General features: G+C 34.3%; 14 protein-coding genes. 2 read left to right on the forward strand and 12 right to left on the reverse strand.

Going from position 1 to position 15,231, the window contains the following annotated elements:
- Window positions 1-10: 10 nt before the first annotated feature.
- The 6 genes from B0A66_RS07000 to truA all read right to left on the reverse strand — a co-directional run bounded on the left by B0A66_RS07000 (window position 11) and on the right by truA (window position 7,401).
- Window positions 11-943, reverse strand: a complete 933-nt coding sequence (locus tag B0A66_RS07000; protein ID WP_089049143.1) for a hypothetical protein — start codon at window positions 941-943, stop codon at window positions 11-13.
- Between the two features lie 11 nt (window positions 944-954).
- Window positions 955-1,197, reverse strand: a complete 243-nt coding sequence (locus B0A66_RS07005; protein ID WP_089049144.1) for a hypothetical protein — start codon at window positions 1,195-1,197, stop codon at window positions 955-957.
- A 1,005-nt stretch (window positions 1,198-2,202) separates the two neighbouring features.
- Window positions 2,203-3,591, reverse strand: coding sequence for a dihydrolipoyl dehydrogenase (gene lpdA, locus B0A66_RS07010; protein ID WP_089049145.1), 1,389 nt, complete (start codon window positions 3,589-3,591; stop codon window positions 2,203-2,205).
- A gap of 303 nt (window positions 3,592-3,894) precedes the next feature.
- Window positions 3,895-4,479, reverse strand: a complete 585-nt coding sequence (locus B0A66_RS07015; protein WP_089049146.1) for an NUMOD4 domain-containing protein — start codon at window positions 4,477-4,479, stop codon at window positions 3,895-3,897.
- Window positions 4,480-4,735: 256 nt separating this feature from the next.
- Entirely contained in the window at window positions 4,736-6,490 is a 1,755-nt protein-coding gene (locus tag B0A66_RS07020) for an ABC transporter ATP-binding protein (RefSeq protein ID WP_089049147.1), read from the reverse strand.
- Between the two features lie 176 nt (window positions 6,491-6,666).
- Window positions 6,667-7,401, reverse strand: coding sequence for a tRNA pseudouridine(38-40) synthase TruA (truA, locus tag B0A66_RS07025; RefSeq protein ID WP_089049148.1), 735 nt, complete (start codon window positions 7,399-7,401; stop codon window positions 6,667-6,669).
- A 147-nt stretch (window positions 7,402-7,548) separates the two neighbouring features.
- On the opposite strand from truA, the gene B0A66_RS07030 reads away from it, so the two are divergent.
- Window positions 7,549-8,043, forward strand: a complete 495-nt coding sequence (locus B0A66_RS07030) for a metallophosphoesterase family protein (protein ID WP_089049149.1) — start codon at window positions 7,549-7,551, stop codon at window positions 8,041-8,043.
- A 2-nt stretch (window positions 8,044-8,045) separates the two neighbouring features.
- On the opposite strand, the gene B0A66_RS07035 is transcribed toward B0A66_RS07030, so the two are convergent.
- From B0A66_RS07035 to B0A66_RS07045, 3 genes are all read right to left on the reverse strand, one after another.
- The gene (locus B0A66_RS07035) at window positions 8,046-8,990 is read right to left on the reverse strand and encodes a sensor histidine kinase (RefSeq protein ID WP_089049150.1); all 945 of its coding nucleotides are present in this window, start codon (window positions 8,988-8,990) and stop codon (window positions 8,046-8,048) included.
- Between the two features lie 25 nt (window positions 8,991-9,015).
- Window positions 9,016-9,678 (reverse strand): response regulator, encoded by a 663-nt coding sequence (locus B0A66_RS07040; RefSeq protein WP_089049192.1) that lies wholly within the window; start codon window positions 9,676-9,678, stop codon window positions 9,016-9,018.
- Window positions 9,679-9,826: 148 nt separating this feature from the next.
- Entirely contained in the window at window positions 9,827-10,240 is a 414-nt protein-coding gene (locus tag B0A66_RS07045; RefSeq protein ID WP_089049151.1) for a DUF4293 domain-containing protein, read from the reverse strand.
- Window positions 10,241-10,423: 183 nt separating this feature from the next.
- On the opposite strand from B0A66_RS07045, the gene rho reads away from it, so the two are divergent.
- Window positions 10,424-12,217: a transcription termination factor Rho gene (gene rho, locus B0A66_RS07050; RefSeq protein ID WP_089049152.1), complete on the forward strand. Its 1,794-nt coding sequence runs from the start codon at window positions 10,424-10,426 to the stop codon at window positions 12,215-12,217.
- A 186-nt stretch (window positions 12,218-12,403) separates the two neighbouring features.
- On the opposite strand, the gene B0A66_RS07055 is transcribed toward rho, so the two are convergent.
- The 3 genes from B0A66_RS07055 to B0A66_RS07065 are packed head-to-tail and all read right to left on the reverse strand — an operon-like array spanning window position 12,404 to window position 15,197.
- The gene (locus tag B0A66_RS07055; RefSeq protein ID WP_089049193.1) at window positions 12,404-13,423 is read right to left on the reverse strand and encodes a M28 family peptidase; all 1,020 of its coding nucleotides are present in this window, start codon (window positions 13,421-13,423) and stop codon (window positions 12,404-12,406) included.
- Window positions 13,424-13,427: 4 nt separating this feature from the next.
- Window positions 13,428-14,384 carry a DUF3667 domain-containing protein gene (locus tag B0A66_RS07060; protein ID WP_089049153.1) on the reverse strand — a complete coding sequence of 319 codons (957 nt, stop codon included), beginning with the start codon at window positions 14,382-14,384 and terminating at the stop codon, window positions 13,428-13,430.
- Window positions 14,385-14,423: 39 nt separating this feature from the next.
- Window positions 14,424-15,197: a dienelactone hydrolase family protein gene (locus B0A66_RS07065; RefSeq protein ID WP_089049154.1), complete on the reverse strand. Its 774-nt coding sequence runs from the start codon at window positions 15,195-15,197 to the stop codon at window positions 14,424-14,426.
- Window positions 15,198-15,231: the final 34 nt, after the last annotated feature.

The raw sequence follows: 15,231 nt of genomic DNA on the forward strand, positions 1-15,231 counted from the left end.
AATAAAAATTTTATTGTGTAATTTGATTTTGATACATTTTTTCGTTGTGCTCTTTTAAATCGGGTGTGATCTTATTCCATTCGTCATACATAGCTCTCAAATAGATCTGACGTAATTTTGGAGCATTTTTAACAGCAAATTTTCTTTGTTCGTCAAGATCATCCATTTTGGATTGGATTTCGCTGAGCACTTTTTTGTCTGATTGGTGAATTTTACTGAGACTTAATTCATGACGTTGCAGGTATAAAGCGTGTTCTTTGCCACTTTCGGTTTCGAATTCCTGATACAAATGTGCCGTTCTTTGTTCGGCTAAATCTCGAGCAATATTTTGCAGATTTCTACTTAATGTACTTGGTGCAAATGTGTTTTGTGTTTGACAATACTGACAGGTAATATAGGTCTCGATCAAAAAGATTTTTTCGATTAGAATGCCGGCACCACATTGTGTACAATGAAATTTATCTTTAATGGTTTCGTATTCGTCCAGTATTTTTTGATATTCGATTTCGAGATCACGTTGCTTTGTTGTCTCAATTTGATTTCTCCAATAATCATATTTGTCTTCAAAATCGTTATGGCGATCAGAACAGCGGTTTCTAAAATCAGAAACGACATTGTGGTGTTTGCTTAAAACAGAAATCTGGGAATTGTAATCGTAGTAAACGTTTAGTATTTTTTCTTCGTAAGTATCTCTGGCTTTTTCTCGGATATTAGACAATTGACCATTTACGCCTGAATACACCTTGTGAAAAGTTCTTTTGTAAAGATCATCATCTGTTTGCAAAATTTCTTTTAATTCTGGAATAGCTGCATTGGCAAACTCTTCCATTTTTGCTTCTAATTTTTCTAAAAAAGTAAACCATCGTTCTTGCGATTCCTGAAGTTCAGTATACCATTCAGGATTGGTTTCTTCTTCTTTTTGTTTTTTAAATAATCCGAACACTATTTTTATATTTAAATTGAATTATCTTCTTTTTTAATGTAAACACCATCAGTAAGTTTGACAGTTAAAAACTCAAATCCGCAATAGGCGCAATTGGTTATGCCATCTTTTTTAGCTCTTCCGGCACCACAATTTGGACAATCTCTTGTATTGAGTTGTGCTTCGTTTGTTTCGAACTCACCACCGTAATTGGTTTGATTTTGGGCTCTTTGTTTTAGCTTGTCTAAAAACGAATTGACTTTTTTTTCTTCCATTACAATTGGCTTAATAATTCGATTTTATTATTTATAAAGAATAAAAATAAGAATTTTAAAATGATGAGAATATTTTTTCATGTCAAGTTTTTAACAAATTTTTATTTGGTAGCATCTTCTGCATAAATGGATTGGACTACTTTGTAATTGGTTATTGTTTAAACGAAGTCTTTTTTATTAACAATGGATTCCTTGTTAAGTGTTTTGTTTATGGTTGTCACTTTGCATTTATTCATACGCTGATGATACAGATTCGCTTTGCGAAAACGCGGATTTCTACGGATTTTTATGTTTGTTTTGATTTCCTATAATGTTTCCAAAACCTTGTAGGTATAAATAAGACGTCGGTTTGAATATCTAGGAAGAACTACAAGGTTTTGGAAACCTTGCAGGATTGAGAATCGAAGTATGCGAAAGATTGGATTTTTTTGGATTTTTTACTGGACCACAGGGAAGATTCTTGTGCTAGCAAAGGGATAATTTATGTGAAATATTTTTCAATATTTCGCTATCAGGTATTTTATTCAAAGTTCCGTAGGAACGATATATTTTGTAGCAACGGATTTTAATCCGTTGATTATATAACGACCGTAGCTAAAGTTCCATAGGAACGATCCATTTTGACCAGCTTTGTTTGAGAATATGCATAAAATATCGGCCGATCCTATGGATCTTTTTTTCTATTCTGTACGATAAAACCGGATTAAAATCCGGCTCTACAATATCAGCCGAGCCTATGGCTCTTTACATACAAAACGTAATAAAAACAAGTCAAAACACCTACAAGGTTTTGGAAATATTGCAGGAGAAATTACTTTAACTGGTTTTGCGTGAAGGATGGGAGCGGCATCCTTTTGTGGCGGGGTTCGCCATAAAAGATACAGCGGACAGCCTGACCCGGAGGGACACGCCATAGCAACTGGAATGAATAAAAAAATCCGATCTGCTTTCACAAATCGGATTTTTTAAATTGAAAATTATATATAACCGTAAAACGGTCTATTTTTACAAGTGAATTACTTCGCCGTAAGCATCTGCCACAGCTTCCATAACTGCCTCGCTCATTGTTGGGTGAGGGTGGATAGATTTAAGGATTTCATGACCTGTAGTTTCTAGTTTACGAGCTACAACTGCTTCAGCAATCATATCTGTAACTCCAGCACCAATCATGTGGCATCCTAACCATTCTCCGTATTTAGCATCGAAGATTACTTTTACGAATCCATCAGCAGCACCGGCAGCTTTTGCTTTTCCTGAGGCTGAGAATGGGAATTTTCCAACTTTTAATTCGTATCCTTTTTCTTTTGCTTGTTTTTCAGTTAAACCTACTGAAGCGATTTCTGGAGTTGCATAAGTACAACCAGGAACGTTTCCGTAATCAATTGGGTCTACGTGTAAACCTGCAATTTTTTCTACACAGTTGATTCCTTCTGCAGAAGCTACGTGAGCTAAAGCCTGACCTGGAGTAACGTCTCCAATTGCGTAGTATCCTGGAATGTTTGTTTGGTTGTAAGCGTTTACTAAGATTTTGTCTCTGTCTACAGCGATACCAACTTCTTCAAGTCCTATGTTTTCGATGTTTGTTTTGATTCCAACTGCAGAAAGTACGATGTCAGCTTCAAGAATTTCTTCTCCTTTTGCTGTTTTTACAGTTGCTTTTACGCCTGTTCCGGTAGTATCAATTTTCTCTACAGAAGAGTTTGTCATGATTTTAACTCCCGCTTTTTTCATAGAACGCTCCATTTGCTTAGAAATGTCTTCGTCTTCAACAGGAACGATGTTTGGCATAAATTCTACAATAGTAACTTCTGTTCCCATTGAGTTGTAGAAATGTGCAAATTCTACTCCAATTGCACCTGAACCTACAATGATCATAGATTTTGGCTGTGTTGGTAATGTCATTGCCTGACGGTATCCAATAACTTTTTGTCCGTCTTGTGGTAAGTTTGGTAATTCGCGAGAACGTGCTCCTGTAGCAATGATAATGTGATCTGCGCTATATTCTGTTACTTTATTGTCTTTGTCTGTAACGTCAAGTTTTTTTCCTGGTTTTAGTTTACCAAAACCTTCGATAACGTCAATTTTGTTTTTTTTCATTAAGAATTGAACTCCTTTGCTCATTCCTTCAGCTACACCGCGGCTACGTTGTACTACTGCTGGGAAATCTTTATCAAACTCAGAAACTTTCAATCCATAATCAGAAGCGTGCTTTAAATAATCAAAAACCTGAGCTGATTTTAATAATGCTTTTGTTGGAATACATCCCCAGTTTAAGCAAACACCACCTAAATTTTCTTTTTCAACTACAGCTACTTTAAAGCCTAATTGAGATGCTCTAATAGCAGTAACATATCCGCCAGGACCACTTCCTAAAACAATAACGTCGTATTTCATTTTTTTTGTTTTTAGTATTTATTACCGAAAATGAAGTTCATAAGTCCGAAGATCATTTTCTCGTTTTTCTTTGTGATGCGAATTTAAGGATTTATTTTAAAAAACACTTTAAAAAAAAGTTGAAAGTCGTAAAGTCGTAAAGTCATATAAGTCGAAAGTTTGAAAGTCTTAAAGTTAAAAAGGAAATCCAGAACCTTTATTTTTAAAAGTTCTGGATTTCGTTAAGTCTTTTTTAGTTTTAAAGTTTTTTAGTCTAAAGTTAGAAAGTTGAAAATCTAAAATCTGCATTCTAAAATCTACGATCTAAATTTTAATATGTCCCCAGTTCTCGCCGCTGGCAATTCGTCTTATTTGCATTTCGCTTACTCCAAATTGTTTGGCGATCATTTTTAGACGTGTTTTTTGTTCCGGTCGTGCTAAGATTTTTTTGATTAGCATAACTTTAGTTGTCGTTAGTTTTCTGCCGTCAGATTTTAAGTTGTGTTCAATTAGATTCTTTTTGGCTTGAATTACATGCGGACTTTTGCGGCTGTGCGCCATCATTTCGGCTTTTGTTGCCCAACGTAAATTGTTGACATCGTCATTGCTGCGGTTGTAATCAAGATGCAATACATAGGTTTGCTCTTCGGATTCTTTTGGTATAAAATATTGCGCTACTAACTTGTATAAAAAAAGATATTTGTTTACAATTTTGTCGTCATTTTTAACCTTAAATCTAAAGGTTGGATATCCGTCGCTGAGACCTCCTTTGAGGATTCTTCCGTTTTCGATTTTGTCGGAAAAACTAATTAAACGACCGCGGTTTGAAATGGCATATTTAAGTTGTAATGATGCGTTAATTTCTAATTCTTTAAACTCTTCGTTAGGATAAAATCTATTTTTTAGCATTGGTCTTTTACATTTGATTTATATTCTGATTATATTCTCAAATATAAAAAATAGAAATTCGACTTTTCTTAATTTACTGGTGCTGAGCACAAGTTTTATGATTCTTATAACGGTATTTTAACTTTTTTAAGATTTTATTTGGTATTTAAAATGTCATTTTTCTTCTAAAATTGATGTAAAAATTAAAAACGTAAAAATAGAAAAGGCTCAATCTTATATAAAATTGAGCCTTTGTATTTACATATTAACTGATAAACTAGTTCGCTACTGAAAATTGCGAATCATATAAGTTTTTGTAATATCCATCTGTTTTGGTAAGCAATTCATGATGTGTTCCTTGTTCTACAATTAGACCTTTGTCCATGACAACAATTTTGTCGGCATTTACAATTGTAGCTAGTCGATGCGCTATAATGATAGAGGTTCTTCCTTTTGTAATGGTTTCGGTAGCACGCTGAATGAGTTCTTCTGAATAGGTGTCGATTGATGATGTAGCTTCATCTAGAATTAGAATACTCGGATTACTAACATACGAACGCAAAAACGCTATTAGCTGACGCTGTCCTGACGAAAGCATTACACCACGTTCTTTTACGTCAAAATCATAATCATCCGGCAAGCTCATGATGAAATCATGTACGCCGATAATTTTAGCAGCATTTATAACACGATCGCGCGTAATTTCGGGATTGTGCAAGGTTATATTGTTGTAAATAGTATCTGCAAATAAAAACACGTCTTGCAATACGACAGCAATTTGTTTTCGTAAAGATGCCAAAGTATAGTTTTCGATATTTTGACCGTCTATATAAATAGTACCGCTGTTGATTTCGTAAAAGCGATTCAATAGATTGATGATGGTCGATTTTCCTGCTCCCGTAGATCCTACAATGGCGATAGTTTGCCCGGCGGCTACTGATAAGTCGATTCCTTTGATGACTTCTTCTTCCGGAATGTAACTAAAGTGTATGTCTTTGAATTCGATGCTTCCGCTAAAAACGGGAGCTTCTATTGTTCCGGTATCCTGAATGTGATCTTGTGTGTCAATAATATCAAAAACACGATTGGCTGCAATCATTCCTAATTGCATCTCGTTGAATTTATCCGCAATCTGACGAAGCGGATTAAAAAGCATTCCGATAAACATAGTATAGGAAAACAAATCTCCAAACGTTGTAAAATGGTTTCCGCCTAAGATTTTAAATCCGCCATAAACGACTACTAATCCTAATGTTATTGAAGATATAATATCCGCAATTGGAAAAAAGATGGAGTTGTATAAAATGGTTTTTATCCAGGCAACGCGATGTTTGTCGTTGATGTTTTTAAAATTTTCAGCTTCAATTTTCTCTCTGTTAAAGAGCTGAACGATCTTCATTCCGGTAACACGTTCCTGAACAAAGGAATTCATATTAGCGATTTGTGTACGAACTTCCTCGAAAGCGACTTGCATTTTGCGTTGAAATATTCGGGTAATAAAAACCAAAATCGGCATGGCAACAACGACAATCCAGGTTAGTTCCCAGTTCATATAAAACATAAAGATAAGCACGACAAGCATTTTCATCAGGTCGCTTATAATCATAAATAAACCCTGGCTAAAGATTCTGGCAATCGACTCTATGTCTGAAACAGATCTGGTTACCAATTGTCCTACGGGAACCAAATCGAAATATTTCATTCTAAAACTCAGGATGTGTTTAAAAAGCTTGGTACGTATGTCTTTTACAATGTCTTGTCCGAGCCAATTTGCCCAGTAAACAAAATAAAATTGTGAAAATACTTCCAGTAAAAGGACAACTCCCATCAGAATAATATACATCAGTAAACCATGTTTGTCGTGCGTTGTAATATAACCATCGACGGTTTGCTTTAGTAAATAAGGACGAAGTGCTGCAAAAACAGACAAGGATACAGCAAATAATATAACGCCGTAATAACGCCATTTATAAGGTTTGGTGTATTTTAAGATTCGTTTGAATAATCCGGTATCAAATGCTTTTGCTTTCATTTTTTTTTTTGCTTTAAGCTGTAGGCAGTAGGCTTTAGGCTTTTTTTGCTTTATGCTATTTTTTTATGCTTTAAGCTTTAAGCTGTATGCTTTAGGCTTTTTTTATATGCTTTACGTTTAAGGCTGTTTTTTATTATAAGATAAAGGCTTAAAGCTTACAGCCTAAAGCCTACAGCCTAAATATAGTCGTAATCTATTTCAGTTAAATACAATCCGTGTGCTGGGACTGAAAAACCTGCTTTTTCTCTGTTTTTGCTGGCGATTATTTGCTCAACATCGTTAAGCGTAATTTTATGTAAACCAACATTTATTAATGTTCCTACAATAGCCCGAACCATGTTTCTTAAAAAGCGGTTGGCTGAGATTGTAAAAATCAGTTTGTTGTTTTCTGTTTTCCAATGCGCCTGAAAAATGGTGCAGTCAAAGGTATTAACGTCTGTATTTACTTTAGAGAAACACTGAAAATCGGTGTGATTCAATAAAATTTTCGCAGCGTCATTCATCAAAGCTACATCCAGATTTTGATTAAAATACCAGCTTAGTTCTTCTGAAAAAGGATTTTTTATGGTATTGATGTGGTACTCATACGTTCGTTTAGTAGCATCAAATCGGCAATGCGCATCGTCGTGAACCGGAATGATATTAAAAATGGCTATGTCTTTTGGGAGATAGGAGTTTAGTTTATGCATTAAAACGGGAACATCGATCTCTTTTTCATAATCAAAATGAGCATACATTTCCTGCGCATGAACACCAGTGTCTGTTCTTCCGGCTCCCATTGCATTTATCGGTGAATTTAATAAAACCGAAAGTCCTTTGTTTAAGGTTTCCTGAACAGAGGATGCGTTAGGTTGAATTTGCCAGCCATGATAATGTGTTCCGTTATAAGCGAATTGAATAAAATATCTCATTTTAAGGGACAGAGGTTTTTTTAAAAGGTCCTGAGGTTCTGAAATACAAAGGTACAAAGTTTTCTTTAATAAGGAGCTAAGGCTTTAGGTTGTTAAGGTTCTAATGGTTTTGTATCTTTACCACTTTTGAATCTCTTTTGCCTTAACATGAAAAAAATATTGCTTCTTTCTGATACGCACAGCCACATCGATGATACTATTCTAAAATACGTTGCACAAGCCGATGAAGTATGGCACGCAGGTGATATTGGAGATCTAAATGTTACGGATACTATAAAAAAGCTTAAACCTTTACGTTGTGTGTACGGAAATATTGATGATGCAAAAGCACGATTAGAATTTCCGCTTCATAACCGATTTTTATGCGAAGATGTTTCGGTTTGGATTACACACATTGGCGGATATCCCGGAAAATACAATCCCAACATAAAAGAAGAAATGGCTTTGAATCCTCCAAAGTTGTTTATTTGCGGGCATTCGCATATACTAAAAGTTATTTATGATAAAAAAAATAATTTGCTGCACATGAATCCGGGAGCTGCAGGAAAAAGTGGATTTCATCAAATGCGAACTATGTTGCGATTTGTAATCGAAGGCGATAAGATAAAAGACCTGGAAATTATTGAGATTGGCAAAAAATAGGATTACACAGCCGGAACTTTTATTTTTATAGAAGTACCCGTTTTTTCGATCATTTTCGAGGTAATAATAAAACTTCCTTTTAGTTTTTTTATTCGTGCTCTAATTCTGTTTAATCCAAAACCTTCACCTCTGTTGAGTTTTTCGGTATGAAAACCTTTTCCGTTATCGTTAATCGTGATGATAAGACGGCTGCTGGTTTGGTGAATAGTAATCGATGCTTCGGTAGCACCGCTGTGTTTTATGATGTTGTTGAATAATTCTGTAACAATAAAATAGATTTTGATTTCGAATTTTTCATTGTATCGTTTTTCAGTAGAAACATTACTTATAAATTCGAAGTGAATGCTTGAATTGGAGTTTTTTTCGCATAAGTCTTCTAATGCATAAACTAATCCAAAACGTACCAATAGAGTAGGGATCAACTCGTGAGACATATCACGTAAACGATCGTGTACCTCTTCTAAAATGGTTTTTGCTTTTAATATTTCAACAGATTTTATATTGTTTTGTGCGACAAATACATTTAGATGCAAGCCAACAGAAGATAGTAACGAATTGATATTGTCGTGTAAAAAGGAGGCTATTTTTTTTCTTTCGCTTTCCTGTCCGTCGATACCGGAGTTGATAATGTTGAGTTGTAACTTTTGCTTAATATCCTTTTGTCTGTTCTTTCTTTTTAGTTCATTGTTTTCATAAACGAAGAAAATTAAAATGCACAGTAAGATCACTAAGATCACAAACAAACTCACTACAAGTTTGCGTTCGTGCTTTTCTTGTTTTACAATTTGTTGCTCTTTCGCGTTTTTAGAAGAAAAAAGGGAATCCGTTTTGCTATTGTATAGTTCGTTGCCTGTTTTTGGAGCAAAAGCTCCAGGTTGGGCATAGCAAGTTATTCCGTTAAGCGTAATAAGGAGAAAAGTAAATAAAAAAAATCTCAGTAAAGGCATATACAGCTATTTGATTAATAAAGTTTTAATTCTTGATTAATTTATTTTTGATTGCATATTTTACAATACCAATTACATTTTTCAGATGTAATTTTTTCATGATATTTTTTCGATGTGTTTCTACTGTATTCAGACTTATATAAAGTTGTTCGCTTATTTCTTTTCCACTGTATTCCAGAGAAATTAAGGTTATTATTTCTATTTCCCGAGCGCTTAAAGAAAGCAATTTAGGTTCGGGATTTTTAATTAATTTGGGATTGTTTTGGGTAAAGCTGGCAAAGATTTTTTTTCGCACGTGATCATCAAAATATTCTTCGTTATTATTAGCAGCTTCAATAGCCTGAATAATATGTTCTCCGGCACATTTTTTAGTTAAATAACCAAGTGCTCCTAATTTCATGACTTCCTTGATTATTTTCAGATCGTCATAACTGGAAAGAATAATTACTTTGCAAGGAAATTTTTTCTCTTTAAATTCCTTTAATACTGCAATTCCATCCTTGTTTGGCATGCTAATATCGAGAAGTAAAACATCAGCATTATTAGCTACAACATCAGCATAAACAGCATTTCCATCGACAGAGTTTCCCGCTACTTCGAATTCCGGGACAGTATGAAGTAAATTGGTAAGTCCGTCTAAAAGGACCTGATGATCATCTGCCAGATGTATTCTTGTTTTTTGTGTCATTTTCATTTTATCATGGAAAGCCAAAAATAGGAAAAAAAATCTTATAAAGCTTTGATTATAGGACAGTCTTTAACAAAACAGCGGATACAAAAAAACCCGAATTATAAAATTCGGGTTCTCTTCGCACAAAAAACTTAAGTTTATAGGTTTATCTCAAACGGTCAACAGATTTTACAAGATCTTCATCCTTCTTGATGGCCTTATTAGCTAAAACTAATAATACGATAGCAACAATCGGTAGAAACATCCCAATACCTTTCTCTGAAACAGTAGCTGCTTCTCCAGATAGATTTAGTGATCGATATACAAACAATCCTAATAAAATTAAATTTAATATTATGTTCAGTCTGCCCATGACAAACTGATTTTGTCTCTTTTTGTATGAAATAATACTGATGATAGTTAACATCGTGCTTAGACCTAATAATATAGTGTACACCTGATCTTGCATAAAATAAAATGCTTTTCCTGTATTAAGTGTCCAAAGCGGAATAAAAAACATTAAAACTCCCGTAATAATAAAAGTCAGAAGTAAATAAACAGTTTGAATTCTTTGTATCATGATTTAATAATTGTTCTACAAAAATATATTTTCTTTTTTATAAATACTATTGTATGATAAAATTTTATTCGTATTATTGCATCATAATACCGTAAGCACTTCATACTGCGGTCAATTGAAAAATAGTATCTATCTATTCTTTTTACAGTATTCCTTTAAAATAATTAAATTCATAGAACATTCATGTTTGATATTTCTGCATTAAAAGAAATGAAGCTTTCTGAGCTTCAAGACATAGCTAAGTTAGCTAAAACTATAAAGTTTAACGGTGTGAAAAAAGAGACTCTGATTACTCAGATTTTAGCACATCAGGAAGCTAGTAATGCATCAGCTGCTGCGCCTGTAACAGAAGCACCTGCAGATGATAACAAACCAAAAAGAGCAAGAATAGTTCCTGCTAAGAAACCGGCAGCAATAAAAAAGACGGCTCCTGTTTTAGAGTTTGATAAGCAAGAAGAAACTCAGGAAAATAGTGTAGAAGCAGTTGTTCCGAATGAAGAAGCTCCGGTAAACGAAGTTCAGGAAATTAAAAGCCCTGAGAAAAAAGGACCAAAAATCGTAAAGTTTAATAAATCAGCTTACGAAAAGAAAGTAGCCTTACAAAAAGAAAAAGAAGCTTCGAAAGAAGCAGGTGCAGAGGAAGAAGCGGATGTTGTAAATAACGCTCCAATAGCAGAAAAAAAGGAAGTAGAAGAAAAAGCAGAAGTTGCTGGTCCGGTAAAAAAGATTAATCCTAATCAGAATAAAAATCAAAACCAAAATCCGAACCAGAACCCGAATCCAAATCAAAACGGGAATAATGGAAACCAAAATCCTAATCATAAAAATAAAAAGAATAATTTTAGAGATTCAGACTTTGAATTTGATGGAATTATAGAAAGTGAAGGTGTTCTTGAAATGATGCCGGATGGTTACGGTTTTTTACGTTCATCAGATTACAATTATTTAGCCTCTCCAGATGATATTTATTTATCAACTTCACAAATTAGATTGTTCGGTCTTAAAACCGGAGATACTGTAAAAGGAGTGGTTCGTCCTCCAAAAGAAGGAGAAAAGTTTTTTCCTTTAGTTCGTGTTCTTAAAATCAATGGTCACGATCCTCAAGTAGTTCGCGATAGAGTTTCATTCGAGCACTTAACACCCGTTTTTCCTTCAGAAAGATTTAAATTGGCAGAAAAAGGAAGTTCTGTTTCAACACGTATTATCGATTTGTTCTCTCCAATAGGAAAAGGACAGCGTGGTATGATAGTCGCACAACCAAAAACTGGTAAAACAATGTTGTTAAAAGACATTGCCAATGCAATTGCTGCAAATCACCCGGAAGTATATTTAATTGTTCTTTTAATAGACGAGCGTCCGGAAGAGGTTACAGATATGCAACGCAGTGTTCGTGGAGAAGTTATTGCTTCTACTTTTGACAGAGAACCACAAGAACACGTAAAAATCGCCAACATCGTACTTGAAAAAGCAAAACGCTTAGTAGAATGTGGTCATGACGTTGTTATATTATTAGATTCTATTACCCGTTTGGCAAGAGCTTACAATACTGTTCAGCCAGCTTCTGGTAAAGTATTAAGTGGTGGTGTTGATGCGAATGCATTGCAAAAACCAAAAAGATTCTTTGGAGCTGCAAGAAATGTAGAGAATGGAGGTTCATTAAGTATTATCGCTACTGCATTGACAGAAACAGGTTCTAAAATGGACGAAGTAATCTTTGAGGAATTTAAAGGTACTGGTAACATGGAGTTACAATTAGACCGTAAAATTGCGAACAAACGTATTTTTCCTGCAATCGATCTTACTTCATCAAGTACACGTCGTGATGATCTTTTATTAGATGAAAAAACATTACAAAGAATGTGGATTATGCGTAAATATTTATCTGACATGAATCCGGTAGAATCTATGGATTTTGTTAATGAAAGATTTAAGAAAACAAGAAACAACGAAGAGTTTTTGATTTCTATGAATGACTAGAAGGAAGGTGCTGAGAGACTGAGTTACAAAGGTTCTAAGGTTTTTCTTTTAGGATTCTATAAATATAAAAAAAGGGATGAGTTTTTTAAAACTCATCCCTTTTTGTTATTATCTTTTTAGTCGTCGCTTTAGAGATTAGAAACCTCTGAACCTTTGCAACTTTGAACCTTTGAATCTAAAAAAAAGTTACTTTTTATCAACTACAGGTCTGTTTTCTCTGTTTGCTAAATCCCATGCGATAACAAATGCAAGTTGCGTTCTTTTTGTTAAAGCGTCGTATTCAATTTTTTCCGGTTCATCACCTTTTCCATGATAATCTTCGTGAACACCATTAAATAAGAAAACAGAAGGAATTCCGTGTTTAGCAAAGTTATAGTGGTCAGAACGCTCGTAAAAACGATTCGGATCTTTAGGATCATTAAATTTAAAATCTAAGTCCATTTTTATGTATTTTTCATTCTGAGCTACAACAGCGTTGTGTAAATCACTTGACAATCTGTCTGCACCAATTACATATACATAGTTGTTTGTTTTTGCGTGCTCTACGTCACGACGGCCAATCATATCGATGTTGATATCAGCGACAGTATTTGCTAAAGGAAATAATGGGTTTTCAGAATAGTAACGAGAACCGTGTAAACCATGTTCTTCTCCAGTAACGTGAAGGAATAAGATAGAACGTTTTGGACCTTTTCCGTCTTTTTTAGCTTTTGCAAATGCTTTTGCGATTTCTAATAAAGCAACAGTTCCTGAACCATCATCGTCAGCACCATTATAGATTTCACCATTTTTGATTCCAACGTGATCGTAGTGCGCTGAAATTACTAAAACTTCGTCTGGTTTTTCAGAACCTTCGATGTACGCCCAAATGTTTTCAGAATCCGGTAAGTTTTCGTTTCTTCTTGCATTTAAGAATGCAGCAGGAACCGGCTGATAAAAATCTTTTGCTCCTTTAGGAAAAGAAATATTGTGTTTTTTGTATTCTTCGATCATATAAAGACCTGCTTTTTTTTGACCAGCAGAACCTGTTTCGCGTCCTTCCATTTCGTCAGAAGCAACAATGTATAGCTTAGTTTTAAGATCTTTTTCGGTAATAAGTTTAATGTATTTGGTTGGATCCGAATTGTCTTTCGATGCCACTCCATTTTGCGTAGTCGAGCACGAATACGCAGAAGCAATTAGTAATAGAATTAAAAGTTTTTTCATTTGGTTAGTGTAAATTGATAAATGTATAAAAGACATAAAAAGTTAGTAAAAATACAATAAAAAAGAAGTTTATAAAAAATAGCAGCACACTTTTCGTAAACGAAACAATTCTAGACTCGCCATAAAAACGGTGGTGCGCCGGATAAAAATAGTAGCACATCCAGGCGATACCAACGAAGTTCAGAATATCGGCTATAAAGGATATTGGTTTAATTGCTCCAATTGTTTCTTGTATGATAAACAAAATGAGAAAGATAAGCAGCAGGAATGAGAAATAATGCAGTGTGAATATTCCGTGATCAAAATAGTACCATTTTTTCTTATCGTGAAAAAGCCATAAAAAGAAAGCAAAGAAAGGCATGATAATAAAAAGAATCTTCGGAATATTGTGCACAAAAGATTCGAGGAATTTTTCTACAATCTCCTTTTTTGTATTGTGTTCTGTTACATTTACTATCTTTTTGTATATCCAATATTTAAAATCAGAATACTTTTCTTTTTCCTTTCCATACTTCTGAATAGAATCAATTTCTTTCATTGATTTTAATTCGAAGTGCGTTTTTTCATTAAAGGTTTGCAGCTGCACTTTTTCCGGCATTTCCAGTTTTGAGTTGATATCTTTATCATTGAGACTCTCGCTCACCCTATTTGGGAATAAGGCAATCAACAAGAAAGTGATAAAACTGATAAAGATGTATAGACGTACCGGAGCCAGATAAGACAATCTTTTACCGGAAAGATATTCTTTGGTCAGCGTAGAAGGTTTAAAAAGTAAATTGCGAATGGTTTTCCAGAAAGCATTCTCGTAATGCGTCAAATCTTCAAAGAAATGAACAAATAAATGATGAAAAGTTTTTCGGGAATCTGAATTTTCCTGTCCGCAATTTGGACAAAATTTTTGTTCGACAACGTGCCTGCAATTTAAACAGGTTTTGTCTTTTCTAATTTCACTTTTTGACATTGGTTGGTTAGTTGGTTGGTTGTAGTTTTTTTTGGTTTGTTATTTCTTTAGTACTTCATTTAGGAAAAGCTGTAAATGTTCAAAAGATCTTTTGGCAGCAACTTTATTGTAAGCGGCACCTTTAGAGTTGTCACTTCCTGCTTCCGGATTTGTAAATGAATGTACAGAATTGGCATAATAAATCATTTGCCAATCGGCTTTAGAATCGCGCATTTCCTGTTGGAAAGCAGTTATTTCTTCTTTTGAAACAAAAGGATCATCAGCACCATGACAAACTAAAACTTTGGTTGTAATAGGTTCAACAACGCGGGCGGCATCTTTTCCTAAACCGCCATGAAAGGAAGCCACTCCTTTAAGGTTCAAATGTCCGCGTGCAGCTTCTAAAACTCCGGTTCCTCCAAAGCAATATCCAATAGCTACAATATTATCTGCATTAGCACCGGATTTTATTAGTTCCTGCAATGCCGCATTTATTCTTTTTTGATATTCGGTAAAATTCGTTTTAAAATATCCCGCTTGTTTTCCAGCTTCGGCAGTATTTTTTGGATAATTTCCTTCACCATAAATATCAGCAACAAAAACATGGTAACCAAGTTTTGATAAATCTTCAGCAATTTGCTTTGATGCATTGTCTATTCCTAACCAAGCCGGTAACAATAAAATACCTGGATTTTGAGCGCTTTTTTTAGTAGATTTTATAGCTAAACCGTTTAGTACCTGACTTCCGTCATTGTATTTTACAGGTTTTAACTGTGCGTTTATAGTGTTGGAAAACAGCATGATAACTAGGATGAGTGAGGTTAAATTTTTCATAGGTTACAATTTTAAACAAATATGAGAAATATTA

This window comes from Flavobacterium hercynium (assembly GCF_002217285.1).
Classification (GTDB): Bacteria; Bacteroidota; Bacteroidia; order Flavobacteriales; family Flavobacteriaceae; genus Flavobacterium; species Flavobacterium hercynium.